The 24,019-nt window shown below is 58.4% G+C and carries 12 protein-coding genes; 6 read left to right on the top strand and 6 right to left on the bottom strand.

The window, feature by feature from the left end:
• The first annotated feature begins 36 nt into the window (after positions 1-36).
• The 5 genes from VEZ52_RS04210 to VEZ52_RS04190 all read left to right on the top strand — a co-directional run bounded on the left by VEZ52_RS04210 (position 37) and on the right by VEZ52_RS04190 (position 9,244).
• Positions 37-1,119 carry a glycosyltransferase family protein gene (locus VEZ52_RS04210; protein ID WP_324835675.1) on the top strand — a complete coding sequence of 361 codons (1,083 nt, stop codon included), beginning with the start codon at positions 37-39 and terminating at the stop codon, positions 1,117-1,119.
• A 259-nt stretch (positions 1,120-1,378) separates the two neighbouring features.
• Entirely contained in the window at positions 1,379-2,662 is a 1,284-nt protein-coding gene (locus VEZ52_RS04205; RefSeq protein ID WP_324835674.1) for a DNA repair exonuclease, read from the top strand.
• The gene (locus VEZ52_RS04200) at positions 2,662-6,639 is read left to right on the top strand and encodes an AAA family ATPase (RefSeq protein ID WP_324835673.1); all 3,978 of its coding nucleotides are present in this window, start codon (positions 2,662-2,664) and stop codon (positions 6,637-6,639) included. Before VEZ52_RS04205 ends, VEZ52_RS04200 begins: the two co-directional genes overlap by 1 nt.
• A 424-nt stretch (positions 6,640-7,063) precedes the next feature.
• Positions 7,064-7,456 (top strand): squalene cyclase, encoded by a 393-nt coding sequence (locus VEZ52_RS04195; protein WP_324835672.1) that lies wholly within the window; start codon positions 7,064-7,066, stop codon positions 7,454-7,456.
• Between the two features lie 165 nt (positions 7,457-7,621).
• Positions 7,622-9,244 carry an outer membrane homotrimeric porin gene (locus VEZ52_RS04190; protein WP_324835671.1) on the top strand — a complete coding sequence of 541 codons (1,623 nt, stop codon included), beginning with the start codon at positions 7,622-7,624 and terminating at the stop codon, positions 9,242-9,244.
• A gap of 150 nt (positions 9,245-9,394) precedes the next feature.
• Here VEZ52_RS04190 and VEZ52_RS04185 read toward each other — a convergent pair whose 3' ends face one another.
• The 5 genes from VEZ52_RS04185 to VEZ52_RS04165 all read right to left on the bottom strand — a co-directional run bounded on the left by VEZ52_RS04185 (position 9,395) and on the right by VEZ52_RS04165 (position 17,790).
• Complete coding sequence (locus VEZ52_RS04185) at positions 9,395-9,700, bottom strand: thiosulfate sulfurtransferase GlpE (protein WP_324835670.1); 306 nt, start codon at positions 9,698-9,700, stop codon at positions 9,395-9,397.
• A 109-nt stretch (positions 9,701-9,809) separates the two neighbouring features.
• Positions 9,810-11,099, bottom strand: a complete 1,290-nt coding sequence (gene chrA / locus VEZ52_RS04180; RefSeq protein WP_324835669.1) for a chromate efflux transporter — start codon at positions 11,097-11,099, stop codon at positions 9,810-9,812.
• 285 nt (positions 11,100-11,384) lie between these two features.
• A complete protein-coding gene (locus VEZ52_RS04175) occupies positions 11,385-13,154 on the bottom strand; it encodes a methyl-accepting chemotaxis protein (protein WP_324835668.1) in 1,770 nt (589 codons plus the stop codon).
• Between the two features lie 520 nt (positions 13,155-13,674).
• Complete coding sequence (locus tag VEZ52_RS04170) at positions 13,675-15,840, bottom strand: bifunctional (p)ppGpp synthetase/guanosine-3',5'-bis(diphosphate) 3'-pyrophosphohydrolase (RefSeq protein WP_324835667.1); 2,166 nt, start codon at positions 15,838-15,840, stop codon at positions 13,675-13,677.
• A 234-nt stretch (positions 15,841-16,074) separates the two neighbouring features.
• Positions 16,075-17,790 (bottom strand): peptide-binding protein, encoded by a 1,716-nt coding sequence (locus VEZ52_RS04165; RefSeq protein ID WP_324835666.1) that lies wholly within the window; start codon positions 17,788-17,790, stop codon positions 16,075-16,077.
• 152 nt (positions 17,791-17,942) lie between these two features.
• On the opposite strand from VEZ52_RS04165, the gene VEZ52_RS04160 reads away from it, so the two are divergent.
• Entirely contained in the window at positions 17,943-21,206 is a 3,264-nt protein-coding gene (locus tag VEZ52_RS04160; protein ID WP_324835665.1) for an SNF2-related protein, read from the top strand.
• A gap of 241 nt (positions 21,207-21,447) precedes the next feature.
• On the opposite strand, the gene VEZ52_RS04155 is transcribed toward VEZ52_RS04160, so the two are convergent.
• Positions 21,448-23,997, bottom strand: coding sequence for a tetratricopeptide repeat protein (locus VEZ52_RS04155; RefSeq protein WP_414649500.1), 2,550 nt, complete (start codon positions 23,995-23,997; stop codon positions 21,448-21,450).
• Positions 23,998-24,019: the final 22 nt, after the last annotated feature.

The following is a 24,019-nucleotide window of genomic DNA, read 5'->3' as shown; positions in this document are numbered from 1 at the left end:
CCGCCGCCTATTCTGCGGCAGGGATAAAGGAGAACCATGGCGCGCGTACTTTACGGAATTCACGGCACAGGCCACGGGCACGCCATGCGCGGCCTGACCATAGCCCGCCGCCTTTCACGGCACGAATTTCTTTTTGTGGCGGACGATGACGCCCCGAAAATTCTTGAGCCGGAATTTCCCGTGCGCCGACTGCCCAACCTGGGCACGGTGTTCAAGGACTACAAGGTGGACATGGCCGCCACCATCAGCCGCGCCCTGCCCCTGCTGTGGCACAGGCAGCGCTATATTGATCAGGTGTCGCGCCTCATTGATGAATTCCAGCCCGATGTCTGCATGACAGATCTGGAATATTTTGTGCCGCGCGCCGCCGAAAAGGCCGGGCTGCCCTGCCTGACCCTCGACCATCAGCACATCATTACCTGCTGCCAGCACAACCTGCCGCCCAACATGTGGTGGGATACCTTTGTGCAGGGCCTCACCCCGCGCTATCTCTTCCGCCCCACGGCGGAAAACCTCATCATATCATTCTACTCGCCGCCTGTGCTGCCGCAGTACAAGGCGCGCGTGGCCCCGCCCATTCTGCGCGACAGCGTGCTTGCGCTCAACCCGCGCGATGACGGCCACGTACTCGTGTACCAGAGCAATTCCACCCACCGCAAACTGGTGGACTTTCTGCGCGCCGCCACGCGCAAGACCTGCTACGTCTTCGGCTACGACCGCACCGAAGGGCAGGAGGACAACGTTATCTTCATGCGCAAGAGCGAAGAGGGCTTTCTGCGGCTGCTGGAGGGCTGCTCCTACGTTATCCAGGGCGGCGGGCATACCCTCATGGGCGAGGCCCTGCACCTGGGCAAACCCATCCTCACCCTGCCCCTCAAGGCCATGGTGGAACAACGTTTCAACGCGCTCTATATTGAACGCCTGAACTACGGCATGCAGGCCGACATGCACACGCTGGAACCGGAACTGCTGCAACGCTTTGAAGCAAATCTGCCTGCCTACAAGGCTGCCATAGCCGCAGGAAACTTCTGCGGCAATGAAACGGTTTTCGGCCTTGTGGATCACTTTATCCGCAACGGCTCCCTGCCTGAGCACGGCAACCCCGCCGTGCAGGAATAAATCCGGCAAGCCGCTTTTTCAGCGCAACTCCAGGGCCAGACCTCCGGCACAAAGGCGGTCTGGCTTTTTCTGCCCTCCTCCCTCTGATCCATCTTTTTCCATCCACCTGTACTTGCAGCACAAAATTTCTGACGCACTGTTGTAACAGCGCTGTCATCTCTGAAGCAATGGCGTAATCGACCGTTGCGCTTGTCATTTATTTTGAAAAAGTCTAGATTTCAGCAATATTTTCCTACAAATCCACAAACGAGGCTTTTACATGGACGGCATCCGCTATATTCACGCCGCCGATCTGCATCTGGACACGCCGTTTCAGGGGCTTTCCCGCACGGCGGCGCAAGGTGGGCATCTGGCGCGTCTGCTGCAAGAGGCCACCTTCAAGGCCATGGACCGCCTCTTCCGGCTTTGCGAATCAGACAAGCCGGATTTTCTCATATTGGCTGGCGACGTGTATAATGAGGAAAACCACAGCGTTAAAGCTCAGCTTAAACTCTGCGACGGCTGCCGCCGCCTGCGTGATGTCGGAGTGCGCGTTTTTCTGGCGCACGGCAACCACGATCCCCTTTCCTCACGGCTGGCGGCGGTGCAGTGGCCGGACAACGTCACTGTTTTCGGGCCGGATGCCGAAAGCCACACGGTTGAAAAAGACGGCAAGGTCGTGGCTGTGGTGCACGGCATCAGCCACGCCAAGATCAAGGAAGGCCGCAACCTGGCCCGCCTGTTCCGGCGCGACCTACACCATGACTGCTTTCAGCTTGGCGTTCTGCACTGCACGGTCGAAGGCCAGAGCAAGGCAGACCGCTACGCCCCCTGCTCGCTGGACGACCTCAAAAATACAGGGCTTGACGCCTGGGCGCTGGGCCATGTGCACGAGCGGGCCACACTTTGCACCGCCCCTTTTATCGCCTACAGCGGCAACGCTCAGGGCCTGCACGTCAACGAGCCTGGGCCGCGCGGCTGCCTGCGGGTGACGGCAAGCCCCCAACCGGGCGGCGGCTATGCCTGCAACGAAGATTTTGTGCGTCTGGGCCCCGTGCAGTGGGCCAGGGTGCAGGTTGAGCTTGACGATGTGGCCCACCTCAACGAGGTGGAAAACAGAATGACCCGCGCGCTGGAACAGACCGCCGAAACCACAGACCCCGGCTGCGAGGCCCTGATGGCCCGTGTGGTTTTGCGCGGACGCACCCCGCTGGACGCCGCCCTGCGCGATGCCCCCAATCAGGAAGACCTTGCCGAACGGCTGGCGCACCTGCAAACAGGCACTCCCAGCGTGTGGATCAAGGACATGGTGGCAGAAACAAGCCCCGCCATCGACCGTGCCCAGTATCTGCAACGGGAAGACCTGCTGGGCGAAACCCTGCGGCTGGCCGAGCGCATGGCGCAGAGCAGCGACACCCTGCACGATGTGGCAACCCCGGCGCTGAAACAGGTCTATGACCACGGGCAGCTCCGCCATATTCTCACCCAACCCGACGATGCGCGTATGCGAGCCCTTCTGGAAGAGGCCGAACGCCTGTGCACGGATCTTCTGGAGGCACGCTGATGTATATCCAGTCCTTCCACATGGACGGCTTCGGTATTTTTTCTGACGTGAGCGTTGAAAATCTCTCGCCGGGGCTTTCCATTTTTCTGGGTGAAAACGAAGCGGGCAAGTCCACTTGCCTGGAATTTCTGCGCACCATGCTCATCGGCTATCCTGACCCGCGCAACAAGGAATACAAGCGAATTCCCGGCCCCCTGCGCGGCGGGCAGCCCGGCGGCAGCATGGAACTGCGCTCGGACGAGCGCGGTATTCTGCGCCTTACCCGGCGGCCCGGCAGCAACGGCGGCGTGCTCACCCTCACTGATCCGGAGGGCAAACCGCTGGAACCGGATATGCTGCGCCAGATGCTCTCCGGCGTGAGCCGCGATGTGTACCGCAACGTGTTCGGCTTCAGCCTCACAGAGCTTGAAGACCTCAACAGCCTCACTGACGAAGGCGTGCGCAACGCCCTGTACGGCGCAAGCTTCGGGCCGGGGCTGCGTTCGCCCGGCGAGGCCCTCAAACTGCTGGACAAACAGGCCGATGAAATTTTCAAGAGCGGCGGCAGCAAGCCCGCCCTCAACGCTGCCCTGCGCCAGCTTGCCGAACTGCGGCAACGCAAGATCGAACTGGAGCAGGAATGCGCCGGGTACGACAGCATGGCCATGGACCTTGCCGCTAAGCGCGATGATCTGGCAAACCTGCGCCACCGCAAACTCCAACTTGAAGAAGAACGCCGCATCCTTGAACGCCGCCTTGGCGTGTGGTTGCAGTGGAACGAATGGCGCATGGCGGGCGCGCGCCTTGAACGGCTTGACCCCATAAGCGCCACCTTTCCCGAAAACGGCAGGGAGCGCCTTGCCCGCGCGCAGGAGGCCCGCGAGGGCTGCGAGCGCCAGTGGGCCGCGCAGATGGAAAAGCTCACCCGGCTGCGCCAGCGGCGGGACGAGCTTGAAATCAATTATCCCCTGCTGGAGGCCCTGCCCGCCCTGCGCCGCATGGCCGAGCGCAAAAGCGGCTTCCGGCAGGCCTTGAGCGCCCTGCCCGCACAGGAAGAAGCCCTGCTGCGCGCGCAGGAAGACCTCACGCGCGAACTCTCGCGCCTTGGGCCGGACTGGTCGTGCGACCGCATCCGGGCCACCGACCGCTCCCTCTTTGCCCGCGAGGACATTGAACGCCAGGGGCGGGAAATGCGCGCCGCAGCCTCGGCCCATCAGGCCGCCGTGGACAGCCTCACCCAGAGCAACCGCGAAGTGGAAAGCGCGGAACGCGAGGTGGCCTCCAACACTGCCGCCCTTGATCTGCTGCCCGCGCCGCCCGCAGCGCTGGATGACGATGCCCGCGACAATTTGCGTCAGGCCCTTGCCCGGCAGGAAGAAGCCCGCCGCCAGCGCCCCCTGCGCCAACGCGCGGTGAACGAGGCAAAAACAACATTTTCCAGAGCTTTCAACCCGCTGCGGCTGGTGGTCAACGGCGCAAGTGACGGCGCTCAGGCAGAAGCCCTGCTTGATTCGCTCCTTTCGCGGCAGGAAGAAGCCCTCGCTCTCGCCGCCGATGTGCAGGAAAAAATGCATCAGGCTGACGATGCCGCGCAGGACGTGCGTCAGGCGGAAGAACAGGTTGCTGCCGTCAAGGGCCGCGTGGAAGCCCTGCGCGAAGAACAGCGCCACATAAACGGCCCCTCCCGCGAGGATCTTGACGGGCAAACCCTTGCCCTGCGCAAACTGCGCGCCCTTTCCGCCACCTTGGGCACGGAGCGCGAGCGGCTGGAAGAACTCAGCGCCCGCATCGGCAATGAACCGCCCGTCACACGAGTAAAAAACCTGCCCCTGCTGGTTCTGGGCCTTGCTTTCTTTCTTGGCGGCGCAGGCATGCTGCTGGCTTACTGGCGCATGGGCATCACGAGCATTGCCCTCACGGCCGACATTGAGCTGCCCGTGAGCCTGTGGTCCGGCTATCTGCTGCTGCTCTGCGGCGTTGGCTTCATGGCTGGCGGCGTGCCGCACACTGGAGCGGAAGCAAAACGTCGCCAGATGGAACATCTGCAACTTCAGGGCAGGCGCGATTCGTGCGCGGCCCATGTGGCAGAGCTGGACGAGCAGGCCAACCAGCTTTGCGCGGCGGCTGGCGTGCAGAGTATGGATCTGGTGACGCTTGAAGCCAGGGAGGTGCTGCTTGAGCACGAACGTGAGCAGTGCTTTGAAGAAGAGCGCGCTCGCAAGGACATGGACGAGCTGAAGCACGCCATGGACCTTGCCCGCACGGAAGTGAGCAAACGGCAGGCCGTGCGCTCCGAGGTAGAAGGCATTGTGCAGCAGACCCGCCGCCGCTGGCACGAATTCATGCTGGCTCTGCACGTGGCCAATGTGCCCTCGCCCGAGGGTGCGGCTGCTTTTTTTGCCAGGGCGGAATCAGCACGGCTCGCCTTTGGCGGCGTTGCCGCCGCCGATGCGGAGCTGCAAACCCTGGATGACGACCTGCGTCAGACAGAGGCCCGCATGCGTCTGGTGCCTGCCGTGGCGGAACGCCTGCCCGCCAACGCGGATTCAGATTCACTGGCGGAGGCTGTGCGGCAGGTGCTGGAATCCTGCCGCGAGGCTGATGCCGCCCGCGAACTGCGCATCAAGGCCGAGGCCGCGCTGCAAAATTCGCAGAGCGAACTTAACCGCGCCCGCACCCGTCAGGCGGAAGCCAGCGCGGAACAGCGTCAGGCGCAGGAGCGGCTCAACGAAGCGCGCTCGCAATGGACAGCCTGTCTGCATGATCTTGGCCTCGGTACCGACCTTGACCCGGAAACAGTCCGGGAAGCCCTGAAATACATGGAAAACTGCCTCGCTGCCGAGGCTTCGGTGCAGCGCGCCCAATCGCAGCTCAATCAGGGCCGTACAGAGCTGGCTGCCCTGCGAGACCCGCTGCAAGCCCTGCTGGCGGAGCTTGGACTGCCGCCGCAGCAGGATGCGGACAACCGCCCCGACTGGCTGCTCAGCCTTGATGCCGCGCTTGAGGCGGCGGAAGCCATGTCGCAGGCGCAGAGCCGCCGCCGCAACCTCGATAATGAAGTGACGGAAATGGAGGACGAGGCCCGCGCTGCGGAAGCCGCCCTTGAAAGCGCCCGGAGCGCGGAACGCTCCCTGCTTGCCATGGCGGGCGCGCACGATGCGGAAGAATTTTTGCGTCAGGCCGCCCTGCACGAAGAACTGCGCGCACTCACCCTGCGCCGTCAGGATCTGGAAGACGCCCTGCGACTGGCTGCGGACAAAACACCCCTGACGGACTTTCTTGATTCCTTCGAACATGAGGATCAGGAAAGTCAGGAACGCCGCAGCGCAACCATCAGCGAAGAACTGACAGGCATCCAGGAGCAGGAAGAAAATCTGGTCAAGCGCGTGGCGGAACTGCGCAGCAAGGTGGACGCCCTTTCGCGCACAGACGAACTTTCGCAGCTATTGCAGCAGGAGGCGGCCCTTGTGGAAGACATGGAGCGCATGGCCTTTGCCTGGAGCCGCGTGGCCCTTGCCCGCAGCATCCTTGAAACAGCCAAGCGCACCTTTGAGCTGGAGCGCCAGCCAGAGGTCATCCGCCTTGCCTCAAGCATCTTCACCCGCATTACGGGCCAGCGCTGGCGCGGCATCAACGCTTCGCTGGAAGACGCCAGCCTCGCCATCCTGCCCGCGCAGGGCGAACCCATAGCGCCGGAGAATCTGAGCCGTGGCGCGCGCGAGCAGGCCTATCTGGCCCTGCGGCTGGCCTACATAAAAAATCATGCCCTGCATGCCGCGCCCCTGCCTGTGATCATGGACGAAGTGCTGGTCAACTTTGACCCGCAAAGGGCCGAGCGCACGGCGCGCGCCTTTGTGGAACTGACCGGCGGCAGCCAGGGCAAGGCCCATCAGCTGCTCTACTTTACCTGCCAGCCTCATATGGCGGAACTGCTGCGCAAGGCAGAACCCCAGGCCGCGCTCTTCCATGTGCAAGACGGCAGCATCAAGGCCGCATAAGCGCTAACAAATCCTCCTTCTGCACAGCGGGCGGGTGTTCCTTGGGAGCATCCGCCCCTATTTATTGGCAAAACCCTCAGTCACTTCCGCACCGTCCGCATCCGCAGTCCTAAAATCAACTAGAGCATTTTCACTTTGAACTGCTTGCCTGACGGCGAGCACGTTCGCCTTGCAAGCATTTTGTGGCGCGTATTCTGAAAAAAATCCGCCTAGAGCAGACAAATATTTTCAAGGTTAATCTGTCTTAGCAATCTTTCTTTTCCAATCGGCATGTTAACAAAAAATACAATTTTTTGTACAATTTTTAATAATAAAATCAGTATGATATATTTTGAATTTGAAAAGTAATTTCATTTTTATTGACACGTCGCCCTCCCTGTGCCAGTGTACCGCAATGCACATTCAGCAAAGCGGAGATAAAAATATGGATCAGCAGCCGGTGTTTACCGATCATACGGGTTTGAGCCACCGTTTCAGCCACGACAACCTCCACATATCCGTTTCTTCCCGCTTCGATCCTCCTCAGGCCACTGCGCTTATTGAGCTTCTTCAATGCAATCAGGCAAACTGCAAACGCATTTTCATTGACGTGCGCCACGTGGCCAACCCCCACCCTTCCGCCGTTGACGCCCTCAAGACCTCGCTCCTGCTGGGCGGTCTCAGCACAGAACGCATCGTGTTCAAGGGCAAGAGCGGCTTTGATATGGCCGTTACCGGCAATCGCGTTCTCATCGAGCAAGAGAAAAAACACGTCTGCAAGGGCAACTGCGCCAACTGCAAGTGCGGCCACCACAAGAACCACCACGCGGAAAACTGATCGCCCCCTCGCTTGCGGCAGAGAGAGGCGTTTAGACAAAGGGCATCACTGACGCTTGGGTCAAGCGCCTGCCCGTCAGGGATGACTTCTGGAAGCATAACGCGCGCGTTGCAAAAGCCTGTGGCGTCTGCGGCCGCTGCGCAAACCCTTTACGAGGAGAAAGGAATGAGTTCACGAGAAAGGAATGGTCTGAACCGCTTTAAAAAGGTGTGCATGGTCACCCTGCTTGCAGCAGGCATGCTGATGGGCGTGGCCGGGGGGGCCAAGGCCATTGACTTCAAGGCCAAGGGCGAATGGCTGGTTGGTTTTGGCGTGGGCGAAGGCGTTCTCACCAAGAACACCAGAGACACTGACGGAGCCAAGTCCAAAACCAATACTGATGACCAGTTTGGCGCTTCCCAGCGTATCCGCCTGCAGTTGGACGCCGTGGCCTCCGAGGCCCTGTCCGGCACGGTGTATTTTGAAATCGGCGATCAGCAGTGGGGCAAATCCGGCGATGGCGCAGCTCTCGGCGCTGACGGCAACCACCAGGTCAAGGTCAAAAACGCCTACATCGACTGGCTGATTCCCCAGACAGACGCCCGCGTGCGCATGGGCCTTCAGGCCGCCGCCCTGCCCAACGTGGCTGGCGGCTCCGCCATTATGGACTGCGATGTCGCGGCCCTGACCGCCAACTACAAGTTCAACGAAAACGTGGGCCTCACCTTTATGTGGGCGCGCCCGGTCAACGACAACTTTAATGGCGCGTTTGTTGACGGCAATGGCCGCTCCAGCACGGAAAAGAACAACTACCTCGACAACTTCGATCTGTTCATGCTCTCCGCGCCCCTGAGCTTTGACGGCGTCAACGTCACCCCGTGGGCCATGTACGGCATGCGCGGCAAAAACTCCCTGCGCGGCCTGGATGACGAAACCTACGGTTCGCCCTGGGAAACCAGCGACGGCAAACTTGGCCTCACCATTCCCGGCACCAACCCTGGATTCAACTACGCCAACGGCCTGACCCCCCTCAACTCCTCCAGCACCAACAAGCAATACGGCTCCATGTTCTGGGCGGGTCTGCCGGTGGCCATCACCATGTTCGACCCCCTGAACATCGAATTCGACATCAACTACGGCTATTCTGAAGCCATGGGCCGCTACGATGTGCTCAAGCGCGGCGTGGACAGCGTGCGCGCCAGCACCGAGCGTCAGGGCTGGCTGGCAAAAGCCCTTGTTGAATACAAGCTGGACTGGGGCGTTCCCGGCATCTTCGGCTGGTACGCCAGCGGCGACGACGGCAACGTGAAAAACGGCTCCGAGCGCATGCCTTCCATTGCTGGCGCTGGCAACTTCACCTCCTTCATTGGCGACGGCAACCTTTCGTGGAGCCCGGTTGCCAATGGTTGCGACTGGAGCATGAGCTATGCCGGCACCTGGGGCATCGGCGCACAGCTGAAAGACATGAGCTTTATTGAAAACGTCTCCCACACCTTCCGCCTGGCATACTGGGGCGGCACCAACGCCACCTCCATGGTCAAGTACATGAAGGATGCCTCCTCCTGGCAGGCTGGCTACGGCGGCGACGGTCCCTATCTGACCACCAACGACGGGTTGCTGGAATTCAACCTTGTCAACACGTGGCAGGCCTACGAAAACCTGAGTGTGAATCTGGAACTCGGCTACGTTGCCAACATGATCGACAAGGACACATGGAAAAAGGCCGGTTACAACAACGGCGCTGGCAACGGAAGCTTTGACAAGCAGGACGCCTGGAAAGCCCAGGTTGTCTTCCAGTACAGCTTCTAAGCCTCTCTGCCTTTTGTAAGCGCCGTTCCCTTCCCGGCGCGCAGGCTTCGCCGCTTCCCTCCGCAGGGAAGCGGCGTTTCCTTTGCGGCAAACACAACGCAGCGCACTGCAAAGCCGCCCGCGCATGGGTTCCCCTTACGCGGCGCTCAGCTACTTATGGGCTTCATCCCAGGCGGCCAGCCCGCCCTCCACATACTGCACGTCAAAACCTTTCTGCCCCAAAGCCGCCTGAACAGACTTGCTTACAGAGCCGCCCCGCACGCAATAGATGGCGACGGGCTTATCCTTGGGCAACTGCGCCGCCCACACGTCCACCTGCTCCGGGTCATGCCATGCCGCGCCGGGGATTGTGCGTGGGTCAGCCTCATAATCAGCCCGCCTGCGCACGTCGCAGACTGTCGCGGTATTGGCGGTCAGCATGCCCTGGAGTTCCTGCGGCGTAATGGTTGCGTTCATACCTTCCCCCAGACGTGTTTGACGTTAAGGATAAAAATTCTGCGCGGACAATGCGGCTTCACTTGACGGCACGTCAGGCCAGTGAAAAGCCGCCACGCACTCGAACGTATCAGAGCATCTGCCAGACCAGCCCGGCAAGCCCGCTCAACCCCACCAGCGCATGCATGGAGAGCTTAACGCGCACCAAGGCCACCAGCGACACCAGCGCAACGATCATGGCAAATACATCAAATCCCGTAGATGGGAAAAATGTGTTCCAGGCAAAGAATACGCCTATCTTGAGCACCACGCCCACCACCGCGCCGGATATGCCCGTAAGCGCGGCATTGAGTTTTTTGTTGGCCGTAATGGCCTCAATATAGGGCGCTCCGGCAAAAATGAACATGAAACTCGGCAAAAACGTGGTGAAGGTGGTGAGCAGCCCGCCCAGGATGCCCGCCGTCATGGGCGTCAGGCCGCCCGGCTGGTTCCAGGCGGTGATGAAGCCCACAAACTGCGTTACCATGATCAGCGGGCCTGGGGTCGTTTCCGCAAGGCCGAGGCCCAGCAGCATTTCCTTTTCCGTCAGCCAGCCAAGATTGACCGCATGCTCTACAATATAGGCAAGCACGGCATATGCGCCGCCAAAGGTCACAAAGGGGGCTTTGCTGAAAAAAATGGATATCTGGGAAAGTATGTCGCCCATGCCCCGCCATGCGAAAACGGGCAGAATCACAGCCATCCAGATCGCGGCGAATATCCCCACAACCTTGAAAAGGTGCGTCAGCGGCGGCAGATTGGTGAAGGATTCTGGCCCCTCAATCAGGCATTCATTGGTTCCCGGTTTTTTCTGGCAAAAAATGTCTGGGCGCAGTTTGCCAAGAATGACGCCCGCCACACCAGCCAGCAACACAATCGCCGGAAAGGACACGCCAAAGAACTGTCCCAGCACAAACGATCCGCCCGCAAAAGCATACAGGGCAGGATGTTTGAGCGATTTTTTTGAAAGTCGGATAAGCGCTTCAATAACAATGGCCACAACGGCGGCGGCGATTCCGTGAAAAATCCCGGCCACAAGCGGAACCTGCCCCTGAGCGGCAGCCAGCCATGAAAGAAAGAGCATCAGGATAACCGAGGGGAACAAAAAGCACAGTCCGGCAATGGTTCCCCCCCAATACCCGTTGAGCCGCCAGCCTATGTAGACCGCCAGTTGATGCGCTTCCGGCCCCGGCAAGAGCATACAGAAATTGAGCGCCCGCAAAAAAACCTTCTCGCTGATCCATTCCCTGCCATCCACCAGATTCTTGTGCATCATGGCGATCTGCCCGGCAGGGCCGCCAAAATTGATGAACCCAAGCTTGAACCAGTAGAGGAATGCTTCCCGCAAAGAAACCTGAGACCTTGTTTCATTTTTGCTCATGGCTTTCCTTTGATTATCAGGTTGTTGCAAGTGAATTTTGCGGGGCAGCCGCCATATGGCAAGTGCATGTCATTTTTTTAAAACATGGTACTATCCGCACCGTTGCAGAGCAATCACCTGCGAGTACTATGGATAAAAATAGCGGGAGCGACGGAAAAATAAAAATAGCCACCTAGGGGAGCCGCAGAAAAACTACGTCCGTCAACCCGCAAAGCATAAAGCAAATACGACCAAAGGCCGCCCAAGTGGACGGCCTTTGGCTGGTCTGGATTTATAAGATTGCGCCTAGCCCTGGCGTTTCATTTCGCCAATCAGATGCTGAAGCGTTTGCGACTGCTGCGCCAGATCGGCGACTGCGCTGGCGGCCTGTTCCATGGCCTGAGCGGTTTCAGAAGAAATTGTAGCCACCTGTTCCACAGAGCGGTTGATTTCTTCACTGGCGGCAGACTGCTGCTCGCTGGCGGTGGCAATGGATTGCACCTGATCATTAACAAGCTGCACACACTCAAGAATATTTTTCAACGATTCACCCGACTGCACCGAGAGCTTTGTGGCTGCTTCAATGGATTCGCCAGCGTGTTCCACATTCTGGATATTTTTCTTTGTGCCTTCCTGAATTTCCTTGATGGCCTGGCCCACTTCCTGCGTTGCGGTCATGGTCTTTTCTGCCAGTTTGCGCACTTCGTCCGCAACCACGGCAAAACCACGCCCGGCATCGCCCGCCCGCGCAGCCTCAATGGCGGCGTTAAGCGCAAGCAGGTTGGTCTGATCGGCAATGTCGGCAATAACGCCCATTACCTGCCCAATGCTCTCGGCCTGTTTGCCAAGGGCATCCATATCCTGCTTGAGGGCCAGCGACTGCGTGTGCACGGTGTTTATGCCCTTTACTGCGTCATTGACTATCTGCGAGCCTTCAATGGCCTGTTTTCTGGCATTGCTGGAAACATCCGCAGCCTGCTGCGCGTTTCTGGCAACTTCCAGCACGGTGGCGTTCATTTCTTCCATGGCGGTTGCGGTTTCGCGCACACGCGCGGACTGTTCATCCGCGCCGCGGCTCGACTGCTCAACCTGGGCGGAAAGCTCCTCGGAAGCGGAGGTAACGATTTCTACCACGCCTTCGAGCTGGTGGGCAGCCTGGAGCATGCCCTCGGCCTTGGCGCGCTCGGCCTGACGGCGGGCTTCTTCCGCGTCGGCAGTGGCTTTTTGGGCGCGCTCGGATTCTTCCTTGGCCTGCTGGCTCTTTTGATCAGCCTCTGCAATTTTGCCCTTGAGGGTGACCACCATCTGCTTCATGGCGCCAAAAACGCCGATTTCAGGCCGCGCAGGATTGAACTTCGCCTCCAGATCCCCGCCTGCAATCTTCAGGGCAAGTTCAGAAAGCGAGGCAGGCTCGTCGCCAAGCTGGCGCAGCATGTTGCGCGAAAGAAAATACCCCACGCCAAGGCCCACCAGAACAGACAGCAGCACGCCCACAATGGTTATCATCCGCGCGCGTTCATACTCCTGCATGCTTTTGGCGCTCACTGCCTGAGCAAACTCAATCTTTTTTTGGCCTATATCCTCCAAAAGATCAGCCAGCTTTTGCGCCAGATCCCGCCCGGTGGTGGACGAAATTTCCTGCGCCTTTGCATTCATGGCCGGGTCTGTTGAACTGCCCAGTTCAACAACCTTGTTATGTGCTGTACGCCATTCACTGAGCAGACCGTTCAGTTCTGCAAGCAGCTTGCGGGCGCTTTCGGTCATAAAATAGCGCGGCAGTTCATTGCGGTATTTATCCAGCACTACATATTCTTTCTGCAGATTATTCAACGCAAAGCGGTTGCCCTCTTCCGTCGTGCTGATAATAAGATTTTTTTCTTCGCGGATAATCCGTAAAACTTCGATGTTGGTCATTCGGAGCAGATCCAGCCCCTTCATGTGCATGGAACTCAACTCTTCAACGTCAGCCGCCAGGTTGCTCAGGCGGCTGACGCCAAACATGCCAATAAGCACCGTAAACAGGCACAGGAGCAGACTCAAGCCTGCCATTTTCTGCATTGTCGTAATTTTTTGCATAGTTGTATCCTACCCATGCTTATATGAAGAGGTTACACATTTTGTGCGCTTAGACTATATTTCATAAAACGTACAACGTGAAAATTTATTTAGGGCATTTTTTGAAGCTCCGGGATTTATTTATTTCATAGCCAGCTAGTAATATTTTCTATTTTATTATAAAAATAACAATATAAATGATAACTAAACGTAATTTTTTACTGAAATAAGAAAATTTGTTTCCATTAAAACAGTAATATGAAAAAAATAAATTTAATAAAACTTAAAATGCACAATATATAAACAGTAGTATTTACATACTACATATTTAATAAATACAATTTACATATATGTTCAAATTATCACAAATGCTTCACCCTATATCAAAGTTCTGCATACCCCATTGATAATTACATATGTGAACACTGTTCGTATATACAACCAATACCTGCAAAATGCCAGCCCCTGGCGACCAGCCGCAAACAAAAGCCGACTGCCTCACGAGAAGCAGTCGGCTTTTCACAGCACGTTTAAATGCGGATTACGTAGCGTCAGCCTCGGTATCGCGCACCACTTCAAAAATGGGCGGCAATACGCGGATGGCCTCAATAAGCTGGTAGAGCTGGGTGGCATCGCGCACTTCTACGGTAATGCGCAGCCTGGCACGTCCATCCACCTGATTGTCCATGTTCAGGCCAATAATGTTGACGCCGTTGCGCGCCATGACCTCGGCAACCTTTGCCAGAACGCCCTGTTCGTTCTTGGCGATAATGAATATGCCCGCTGCGTAGGGCTTTTCCTCCATGCCGTCCCAATGCACGGAAATAAGACGCTCCGGCTCCATATTGGCAACGTTGGGGCAGTCGGCGCGGTGTACGCTGATGCCAAGACCACGGCTGATGTAGCCGATAATGGGATCGCCCGGCACCGGGTTGCAGCACTTGGCAAAGCGCATGAGCACGCCGTCCACGCCGGAAATGCCCACGCCCTCGCCCTTGCGGGAGGCGGCTTCCTTGCTTTCCTTCACCGTGGGGGTGGCAGGTTCCGCAGCTGTGGCGGCCTCGGGGTGCAGCACGGCATACAGCTTGTTGAGCACCTTGCGCGGCGTGGTGTGTGCGTAGCCAACGGCGGCAACCAGATCATCCACGCTGTCAAAATTCATTTCCTGGGCCACAATGGCCAGGTGGCCGTCCTTGGTGGCCTTGCCCACGTTCAGGCTGACCTTGCGGCCTTCTTTTTCCAGCAGTTCGCGTCCAAGAGTCACGGCGTGGGTGCGTTCTTCCGTGCGCAGATAGTGCTGAATACGGCTGCGCGCCTTGGCGGTTTTGACAATCTTGAGCCAGTCGCGGTTGGGATTGCGCGCCGGGTCGGTGAGGATTTCCACCACGTCGCCGTTTTTCAGCTCCGTGCCAAGAGGCATGAGGCGGCCATTGATTTTTGCGCCGCTGCAATGCTGGCCCACCTTGGTGTGGATCACAAAGGCAAAGTCCAGCGGCGTAGCGCCTTCGGGCAGTTCCTTGACATCGCCCGCCGGGGTGTAGATGTAGACCTCGTCCTTGAACAGATCCATTTTCAGCGAATGCATGAACTCGCGGGAATCCGTTTCTTCACTCTGGCGCTCAAAAATTTCGCGCAGCCAGGCAAACTGTTCAAGGTCCTTACTGTTGACGCGGCCTTTTTCCTTGTACAGCCAGTGGGCGGCGACGCCGTGTTCGGCCTGCCTGTGCATTTCCTCGGTGCGTATCTGGATTTCAATACGCTCGCCTTCAGGCCCGATGACCGTAGTATGCAGGCTCTGGTAGCCGTTGGTCTTGGGCATGGAAATATAATCTTTGAAGCGCCCGTGCACGGGCCGCCACTGCGAGTGCACAAGCCCCAGCGTGGCGTAGCAGTCCTTTATATCCTGCACCAACACGCGAAAGGCCATGATGTCGTGCATTTCGTCCAGTGTCATGGACTGGGCCTGCATCTTTTTATAGATGCTGTGCTTGTGCTTGATGCGCCCGTAAACCTGCCCGGTGATGCCGTTTGATTCCAGCAGATCCTGAATCAGGCCTACAACCTTGCCGATGATCTGCTTTTCCACAACCTGATGGTTGTCCAGCCAGTGATCGATCTGATTGTAAATGTCGGGGCGCATGTATTTGAAGCTCAGGTCTTCCAGGTCGCGCTTCATCACATACAAACCCAGGCGGTTGGCCAGGGGCGCGTAGATATCCATGGTTTCCTGGGCAATGCGCTTCTGTTTGTGACTTTTCTGAAAGTCCAGCGTGCGCATATTGTGCAGGCGGTCGGCCAGTTTGACCATGAGAACCCGCATGTCGTGACTCATGGCCAGGATCATCTTGCGGATATTCTCCGCCTGGGCTTCTTCCTTGTTCTCAAAGGTGATCTGGCTGATCTTGGTAACGCCGTCGACAATGTCGGCCACTTCCTCGCCAAAATTTTCGTCCAGCTCTTCGATGGTGGCCTTGGTGTCTTCTACTGTGTCGTGCAGCAGGCCGGCGGCAATGGTGGGTTCGTCAAAACCCATGCCCGCCAGAATGCTGGCAACTGCCAGGGGGTGGGAAAGGTACGGCTCGCCCGAAAGGCGGGTTTGCCCCGCATGAGCGGTGGCGGCAAACACATACGCCCTCTGGATCAGCTCCAGATCCGCGTTCGGGTTGCCGGCCGAAACCTTATCGAGAATTTCCTGAATACGAATCATGCGTAACGTCCACCCACAGCGTAAAAAAATATCTTCAACCAGTTCTGGAACTATGTTCCGACTAAAGCGGCCTTGTCAACGCCGTGAGCAGCCGAATTGTAAGCCAAAGCGCACAAAAGCAACGGCCCCGGCTGGACAACCAGCCAGGGTCTGTTCAAATCCGCTTGGTCTGAATATGCGCCTGCAAGCCAGCAGGCAAGGGCAAGAAGCTGCCGCGTGCCCGGTGCGCAGTGCCTAGGGCTGCATTTGCGTATGTTGCAAGGCCTTGGGAATCCACCACTTCTCAAAATTATACATTATGCCCGCCAGCGCGGGTTCTATGCCCTGAAACCGCCGCTGCACCACTGGCAGGGCATAGGGCACAAACAGAAAGCAGTAGGGCTGCTCCGCATCAAATATTTCCTGAATGCGGTAGTACAGTTCTGCGCGCTTTTTCTGATCGGGCGTGGACTGCGCTTCTTCAAGCAGCTTGTCCACCTCGGGATTGCGGTAGTGGGTAAAATTCAGCCCGCCCTCGAAGGTCTGCGATGAATGCCATACAGAAAACAGGTCAGGATCCTGGGGGATTGTCCACCCCAGCAGTACTGCGTCAAACCGCCCCTTGTTGACAAATTCGCGGATAAAGGCCGCCCACTCCACGGTACGGATACGCACGTCAATGCCCACCTCGCGCAGTTGCGACTGCATGACGGTAGCCGCAAGAATGCGCTGCTCGTTGCCCTGATTGGTCAGGATGGTAAAGGCCAGCGGCTGGCCGTCGCGGTCAAGCAGGCCATCGCCGTTGTGGTCGGCAAAACCCGCCTCGGCCAGCAGGGCGCGCGCGGCGGCAATGTTTCTGGGCATGGGCTTGAGGCCGGGATGATAGGGCCACGAGCCGGGCTTGAACGGCCCAAAAGCCGGAACCCCTTGCCCCAGCAAGACGCCCTTGATGATGCCCTCCCGGTCTATTGCCATGGAAATGGCCCGCCGAACCCGTACATCCTTGAAAAACGGGTGCTCCAGATTAAAGCCGAGGAAAATGTACACAGAGGCAATATAGCGGAATTTATGGAATCGGCTCTGCCATTCCGGGCTGGAGGTCTGCCGCAGATATTGCAGGGGCGAAAGATCCATCACGTCCAGCCTGCCCGCACGGGTTTCCATAAACATGGTAGCGTTGTCGGGAATGATCCTGTACACCACTTCGTCAATGCGCGGCTTGCCCGCAAAATAGGTGGGCGATGCCTCCAGCACAATGCGGCTCCCCGGCTCCCACGACTTGAGCCGATACGGCCCGGCCCCCATGGGCTTGCGCGCAAAAGGCGTGGAACGGATGTTTTGCCCTTCCAGAATATGTTTGGGCAGAATGGGGTTCATCCAGGTGGATACCGCCCGCGCAAAAAACTGGTCGTAGCGCACTTCAAACGTGTAGCGGTCAATGACCCGCAGCTCCTTGATACGCAAAAAATCCTCGGCATAAGGGCTGCCGGTGGCAGGGTCTGCCGCCAGCTTGCAGGTAAAGGCCACGTCTTCGGCGGTCAGCTCCTGCCCGTCCTCCCACAATATGCCCTTGCGCAGGGTAAAACGCATGCGCTTGCCGCCGTCTTCCATGCTCCAGGATTCCGCTGCCCACGGCTCGGGCTGCAAATCCTTGTTGTAACGCAGCGGCGCCGTGTAGATGAGGTCTGCCACCTCATGCGAGGCAGAGTCTGACGTGAGGTAGGGAATAAGATTTGAAGCCTCGCCGATGGTGCCAAAAAATATGCTGCCGCCCGAAGCCGGGGGGCCAGCCGGGCTGACTGCGGCACCCGAGGGGGCAAGGCCGGTTTCTTCCGGCAGATCACCCGCAGAGTTGGCGCAAAAAGCCGATGATGCACAAATGCACAGCAAAGCACATGAAATTGTGACCCAACGAATCCACTTTTTGCCGTAAAATCGTGTGGCCCGTTGGGCCAATATTGATTCCAACATATTGATTGCGCGCTCAAAATTTATTTTTTTCATAAAAGTCACACTTCATATTGCTTTCGCCCCCCAACCTGTGCTATTTATCGCAAACGTCATAACATCGCTCCGTTTCTGGAATTTTCCAGAAATTTCAACGGAGTATTTTTGGGGAACCCATGAGTCGATCTGAACAGAGCGTTGTTCGCGAAATGTGCCAGACTTTCCTGCACGATAGTGTGCCGGAATACATCCGCGACGCCGCCTACTATATCCTGTCCGAAGGTGAGGTGCAAAAAATAAATATCCAGGAGGGCGAAACCTGGGACGTCCAAGGCGTCATCCAGGGTGAAGACCTGCAGGTCTTCACGCCGAGCCTGAGCCTCACCATTACGGACCGCAGCACCCGCCACCAGTGCAACTGCTCTGATGCGTTCTCAGGCATCTGCCGCCATGTGGCAGCTCTTGCGTTGCGCCTTGTGGAAGAACTGCGCAAGGAACAGGGCGACCCGGAAGAAACCCCGCCCCCCAGCACCGACTGGAAACAGAGCTTCCGCAACTTTTTTTCTACCGACATGGAACCGGAACCAGGCCGCCACTATCTCATATTCCGCTTTGAACCGGAACAGGGACGTCTGCTGGTTTCCTTTTTCCGTGGGCGGCAGAACAAATCCGGCCTTTCCAGCGTGCACAACGAGGTAACGCTGGATCAGATCATCCAGAACCCCGACTGGTGCGAATTTTCACCGCAGTTGCCCCATGTGGCCCGCCAGATCGGCCAGCACCTCGACTATTACGGGCACCGGGTTGAAATCCCCCAGGGACTGACCTCGTGGTTTTTCTGGTCTGTGCGCAAGGAATATTATCTGCTGTGGAAGGACACTGACAAACCCTGCCGCATCGAGAGCACCCCTTTTGCGCTCAAACTCAAGCCTATTCTGGACGATTCGGGCTTTCGTTTTGAAGTGCTGCTCAAGCGCGAGGGCCGCCCACCGCTGCCCATCCGCGCGGGGCGCAGCAATCCCAGCGACCGCAACCCGACAGAGAGCACCGCGCCGGAAGACGCGCCCATCACCTTTCACGGGCAAATGCCCCTGTGGGTCTGCTACCAGCACAATTTCTATCCGGTGCAGACGGGCCTCTATCCTTCGCTGGTGCGCAACCTTATTTACGAACGCCCGGTTGTGCCGCACGAAGAAATTTCCGAATTTCTCGACCGCGTGTGGACGCGCCTGCCTGCCTCGGAACTCTACGAACCGCAGCAGTTCCTCAAGCTCATGGAACCGGTATTCCAGCCTGCCACCTATAATCCCAAACTCTTCCTTGATGAAGAAGGCAGCCTGCTGACGCTGGAAATCGACAACGTCTATGAAACGCGCCACGGCGAATTTACGCTCAACGGGCCCAACCCCGACTTCCAGACCGGCAGCTACGCCTATGAAGGGCAGACCTATCTGGTACGCCGCCATCAGGACGAAGAAGCCCAGTTGATGAACGAACTGAGCGGCATGGACTTTCAGGCCCGCTCAAGCAAACTGTGGTTCCTTGAGCCGGAAGAAGCCATTGCCTTCCTGCTCGACTCGTACCCCAAGCTGATTGAAAACTACCGCGTCTACGGCGAAAAGGCCCTCTCGCGCTACAAGGTGCGCACGGCTTCTTCCAACATCACGGCGCAGGTTGTCAGCAACGAGAAGGAAAAATGGTTCTCGCTGGACATCAACGTGGAATACGAAGGCCAGAGCCTGCCCCTGGAAAAGATCTGGAAGGCCTGGACCCGAGGCAAGCGCTATGTGCAGTTGAAAGACGGCTCCTATACCAGCCTGCCCGAAGCATGGCTTGAAAAGCTCTCGCACAAGCTCACTGCCCTGGGGCTCGACCCTTCAAAGCCCCCGCAGCAAAAATTCAAGCAGTTTGAAGCCCCTGTGCTCGACAGCCTGCTGGAAGACCTGCCCGGCGCCGCCACAGATTCCTTCTGGAACAACCTGCGCGAAAAAATCCGCTCGTTCCGCGAGGTGCGGCCCATCGCGCCGCCCAAGGCGCTCAACGCCAACCTGCGCAGCTATCAGGTGCAAGGCCTTTCGTACCTCAACTTCCTTTCGGAATACGGGTTCGGCGGTATTCTTGCCGACGAAATGGGCCTTGGCAAAACCGTGCAGACCCTGGCCTTTATCCAGCACATGATTGACGTGCACCATGACGGGCCAAACCTTATTGTTGTGCCCACCTCAGTGCTGCCCAACTGGGAGCGCGAAGCGGAAAAGTTCGTTCCCGGCCTCAAACGGCTGACCATTTACGGCACCCGCCGCGAGGGCATGTTCAAGCATATTTCCAGCTCGGATCTCATCATCACCACCTACGCACTGCTCCGGCGCGATCTGGAGGAGATGGAAAAATACGAGTTCAACACCGTTATTCTTGACGAAGCCCAGAACATCAAGAACCCCAACACCATCACAGCCCGCGCCGTGCGCCGCATCAATGCCCGCATGCGCCTGTGCCTCTCGGGTACGCCCATCGAAAACAACCTTTTCGAACTGTGGTCGCTGTTCGAGTTCCTCATGCCGGGCTTTCTGGGTTCTCAGCACGCCTTCCAGCGGGGCATCGTCAAGCCCATCAAGGACGGCGACGCTGAAACGCTGGACTATCTGCGCACCCGTGTGCGCCCCTTCATTCTGCGCCGTACCAAGGCCGAAGTGGCCAAGGATCTGCCGCCCAAGGTGGAAAGCGTCACCTGTTGCGCGCTGGAAGAAGCGCAGGCCGAGCTGTACGCAGCCCTTGCCCGCAAGCTGCGCGCCCAGGTGCTGGCAGACGTGGATCAGAAAGGCCTTGCCAAAAGCCAGATGTCCATTCTCGATGCCCTGCTCAAGCTGCGTCAGATCTGCTGCCACCCGCGCCTGCTCAAGCTCGACATGCCCGGCTTCTCCAACAACCTGCCTTCGGGCAAGTTCGATGCCTTCAAGGACATGATCGTGGAAATTGTGGAAGGCGGCCACAAGGTGCTGGTCTTCTCGCAGTTTGTGCAGATGCTGCAAATCATCAAGCAGTGGCTGGAATTCTCGCAGATTCCCTTCTGCTACCTTGATGGCGCGAGCAAAGACCGTTTCGATCAGGTAGACAAGTTCAACAATACGCCTGAAATCCCGATCTTCCTGATCTCGCTCAAGGCTGGCGGCACGGGCCTCAACCTGACATCCGCCGACTACGTTATCCACTACGACCCGTGGTGGAACCCCGCCGTGGAAAGTCAGGCCACAGACCGTACCCACCGTATCGGTCAGACCCGTCAGGTCTTCTCCTACAAGCTCATCTGCCAGAACACGGTGGAAGAGAAGATTCTTAAATTGCAGGAAGCCAAGCGCGGCGTGGCCGAAGCCATCATTCCCGGTCAGGACACCTGGAAGTCGCTCACGCGTGAAGATCTGGAAATGCTCTTTGACGTGTAGCTTCAAGCTTTGCCAAATAACGCAAGCACGGCCCTCTGGAAACAGGGGGCCGTGCTTGCGTTTTGGGAAGATAATTCGGGTATAAAAAAACCGCCCCAAAGGGCGGTTCAATAATCCGTGAGGCACGGCCCTGCCGGACAGATGCGGCTCAGCCAGAAAAATACCTACAACTCTTTGAAACAAAAATATTTTATGTGATTGTTCCCCGCAACACGTCCCGCTGCAACCTGCCTCTGAAAAGCTAGGAGAGCACTGCCTTGGCTTCGGCCACACGGGCCTCTTCTTCCCTCCCAAGCTTGCGCAGGGCACGGGCAAGGGTTTCCCAGGCTTCGGGCTTGTCGTGCAGGCCGGCGCTTTTGCGGGCCAGCAGCTCCGCCATGGCCGGATCTTCATTGCTATCCAGATAGATATTCGCCAACAGCAACATGGAAGCCGCATCCTGCGGATTGCGCACCAAGGCCTCATGCAGCAGTTCGCGGGCCTCGCCCCCCTTGCGCTGGCGCACAGCCACACGCGCAAGGTGCCTGCGGGCAAGGCTGGGCGCGCCGGGGCGCGCATCCTCAAGGGCTGCGGCTATTTCGTAAAACCGCCGGGCCTCGGCCCTTCTGCCGCCCTGCTCGCACAGTTGCCCAAGACGGATGTGGGCAAACTGGTGATCGGGCGAAACCTTGACGCACTGTCGGTAATACCGGGCTGCGGCGCGCTTTTCGCCAAGGCCCTGACAGACCGTGCCCAGATTGTAGTAAACCTGTTCGGCAAGAGCTTTATCCGGCCCGTGCCGCAGGGCTTCCGTAAAATGCCGCCGTGCTTCATGCTGCCGCCCAAGGGCCGCCATACATACGCCAAGGGAATTCCAGGCCATGGCATTGGCCTCGTCAGCCAGCAGAGCAAGTTTGTATTCTTCCACCGCGCCAAAAACATCGCCTAGGCTGTACCGCCTGTCGGCGCTGATGTTCAGCGCAAGCGAATTGCACACGCCCACCTTGGGGTCTGGCAGCAGCAGGGCGTATTCCAGAGCCTTCAGGGCGCAGTCGGGCATTTCGCCTCGGCGGAACTGAAGGAAGGGATAGCCCGCAAGCCCCACAGAAGCCGAAATGCCACGGCTGTTTAGTTCGCCGCACACGCCCTCGTATAGAGGCACAAGGTCTTTCGCTTCCACATCCGGATGGAAAAATATCAGGCTGTTGCTGCCGTAACGTCCGGCCATCGGCTGCGGCAGGCTCTCTGCCTTGCCAAGGGCATCACGCCACACGCTGAGGGCCGATTCAATAATACCCTGTCGATTTGCAGCATCGTGCATGCCGTCCAGCGGGACGGCATCCGTGTGCGCGGCATCGCCCGCATCGGAATAGCCAGGCTCCAGCCGCAGCAGGCAAAGCGTAAAGCGGTTGCGCCGCTCCGCCTCCACTGCAAAACGGTTCAAAAAATCACCGTGCCCACACAAGCCGCCAGCACACTCTGCTGACGGAGGTACGGCAGACGCGGCAGCACCACATGCAGCTGCGGCATGTTTGCCGCCGTCGGCGGATTCTGCCCTCTGGTTCAGCTCCTGCGCCGCCACCGCCGCATCTGGAATGGCAGGACGCGCGCCGGAAAAATCCTGTTCGTCCAGATCCGGGCTCAGAACGGGCGTTTCACCAAGCAAGGTGAGCCTGTCCCCCACCTCGGGACGGCAGGTAACGTCAATCAGATGCAGGGCCTCTGCAACGGAATCCGTATCCCGCGTATGCAGCACCACCAGCTCGCCCTTGTAATGGGGCGAACCGCTTTCCGCCTGCCCCCACAGGGCAAAACGCATGCCCTCGCGGGCCTTGGCCTGACGTCCAAGGCTAAGCCGCACACGGCCCAGCGGCAGGGATTCCAGCACCATGCCGCCTTCTTGCAGTATGCGCGCAAAGGGCATTATGCGGCTTTCCACTGCCTGCGCGCCGTCAGCCTCCTGCCCGGCCACGTCAGCGGCAAGGCGGGCGCGGTCCATGCACAGGCGGGCCTGATCGTGCATTTCAAGGTGCATTTCCGTACCGCGCATATCCTGCGGGTACAGGGCATGCCCGGCGCAAAGGCGCGGACGCACGGGCTTTTTCAGCAGCGGATAGGGCATGCGCACCGCTTCCATGCGGGTCAGGGCTGCGCGGGCCAGTTTGTGGCAAGCGCCGCGCCCGCTGGCGGGAAAGAGCAGGGCAATTTCCCACCGCCCCACACGCGCTGCAAGAACATCCGACGGCAGGGCCTCGCGGCAGGCGTCTGCCAGGGCCTTGAGATATTTTTCTGCAAAAGCATGCCCGCCGCGCCGCACCACAGAATCCCCGTTGGCAAGGCGCAGCTGCACAATCCCCATGCACAGCCAGTGCAGAGGCGCTGGGCCGCTTTCTTCCGCGCCCGGTTCTTCCAGATAGGCCCGCAAACGCTCTGCGGCATTTTCCATGTGCGCAAACAGGGCCTCTTCTGTGGCAAGCCCGGTAACGGAATCCGTGCGCATGGCCTTGGCTCTGGCAAGATTTTCCAGACACAGGGCCGCTATGGCAGGCAAAAAAGGCAGCAGGGGCCGAGCCTCGCGCGCCTTGACGCCGTGCAGCATGGCAACGCCGAGCAGATGGTCGTCGCGGCGCAAGGGCAGCAGCAACCTGCGTTCCCGCGACAGCAATTGCGGCTCTTCGGGCGCACGGCTGGTAGGAAAATACAGGGCGTGCCCTGAAAAGGACAGGAATGAAGACAATTGTTCACACAACAGGCCTTCCATTTCCATGAGGTCTTCACGCGCGAGTTCGAGCTGCGGGCAGTTTTTTTGCATCTTCAAATTGTAGTGTGGCAAA

Source organism: Desulfovibrio sp. (assembly GCF_035644575.1).
GTDB lineage: Bacteria > Desulfobacterota > Desulfovibrionia > Desulfovibrionales > Desulfovibrionaceae > Desulfovibrio.
Note: the sequence above shows the minus strand (reverse complement) of the source record. Positions and strands in the feature narration are given on the sequence as shown.

Excerpts from the sequence above, each read along its gene's own strand:
- chrA (WP_324835669.1), bottom strand. The coding sequence starts at position 11,099 with ATGAGCAAAAATGAAACAAGGTCTCAGGTTTCTTTGCGGGAAGCATTC.
- VEZ52_RS04170 (WP_324835667.1), bottom strand. The coding sequence starts at position 15,840 with ATGATTCGTATTCAGGAAATTCTCGATAAGGTTTCGGCCGGCAACCCG.
- VEZ52_RS04205 (WP_324835674.1), top strand. The coding sequence starts at position 1,379 with ATGGACGGCATCCGCTATATTCACGCCGCCGATCTGCATCTGGACACG.
- VEZ52_RS04195 (WP_324835672.1), top strand. The coding sequence starts at position 7,064 with ATGGATCAGCAGCCGGTGTTTACCGATCATACGGGTTTGAGCCACCGT.
- VEZ52_RS04210 (WP_324835675.1), top strand. The coding sequence starts at position 37 with ATGGCGCGCGTACTTTACGGAATTCACGGCACAGGCCACGGGCACGCC.
- VEZ52_RS04190 (WP_324835671.1), top strand. The coding sequence starts at position 7,622 with ATGAGTTCACGAGAAAGGAATGGTCTGAACCGCTTTAAAAAGGTGTGC.
- VEZ52_RS04160 (WP_324835665.1), top strand. The coding sequence starts at position 17,943 with ATGAGTCGATCTGAACAGAGCGTTGTTCGCGAAATGTGCCAGACTTTC.
- VEZ52_RS04200 (WP_324835673.1), top strand. The coding sequence starts at position 2,662 with ATGTATATCCAGTCCTTCCACATGGACGGCTTCGGTATTTTTTCTGAC.
- VEZ52_RS04155 (WP_414649500.1), bottom strand. The coding sequence starts at position 23,997 with ATGCAAAAAAACTGCCCGCAGCTCGAACTCGCGCGTGAAGACCTCATG.
- VEZ52_RS04175 (WP_324835668.1), bottom strand. The coding sequence starts at position 13,154 with ATGCAAAAAATTACGACAATGCAGAAAATGGCAGGCTTGAGTCTGCTC.
- VEZ52_RS04165 (WP_324835666.1), bottom strand. The coding sequence starts at position 17,790 with ATGTTGGAATCAATATTGGCCCAACGGGCCACACGATTTTACGGCAAA.
- VEZ52_RS04185 (WP_324835670.1), bottom strand. The coding sequence starts at position 9,700 with ATGAACGCAACCATTACGCCGCAGGAACTCCAGGGCATGCTGACCGCC.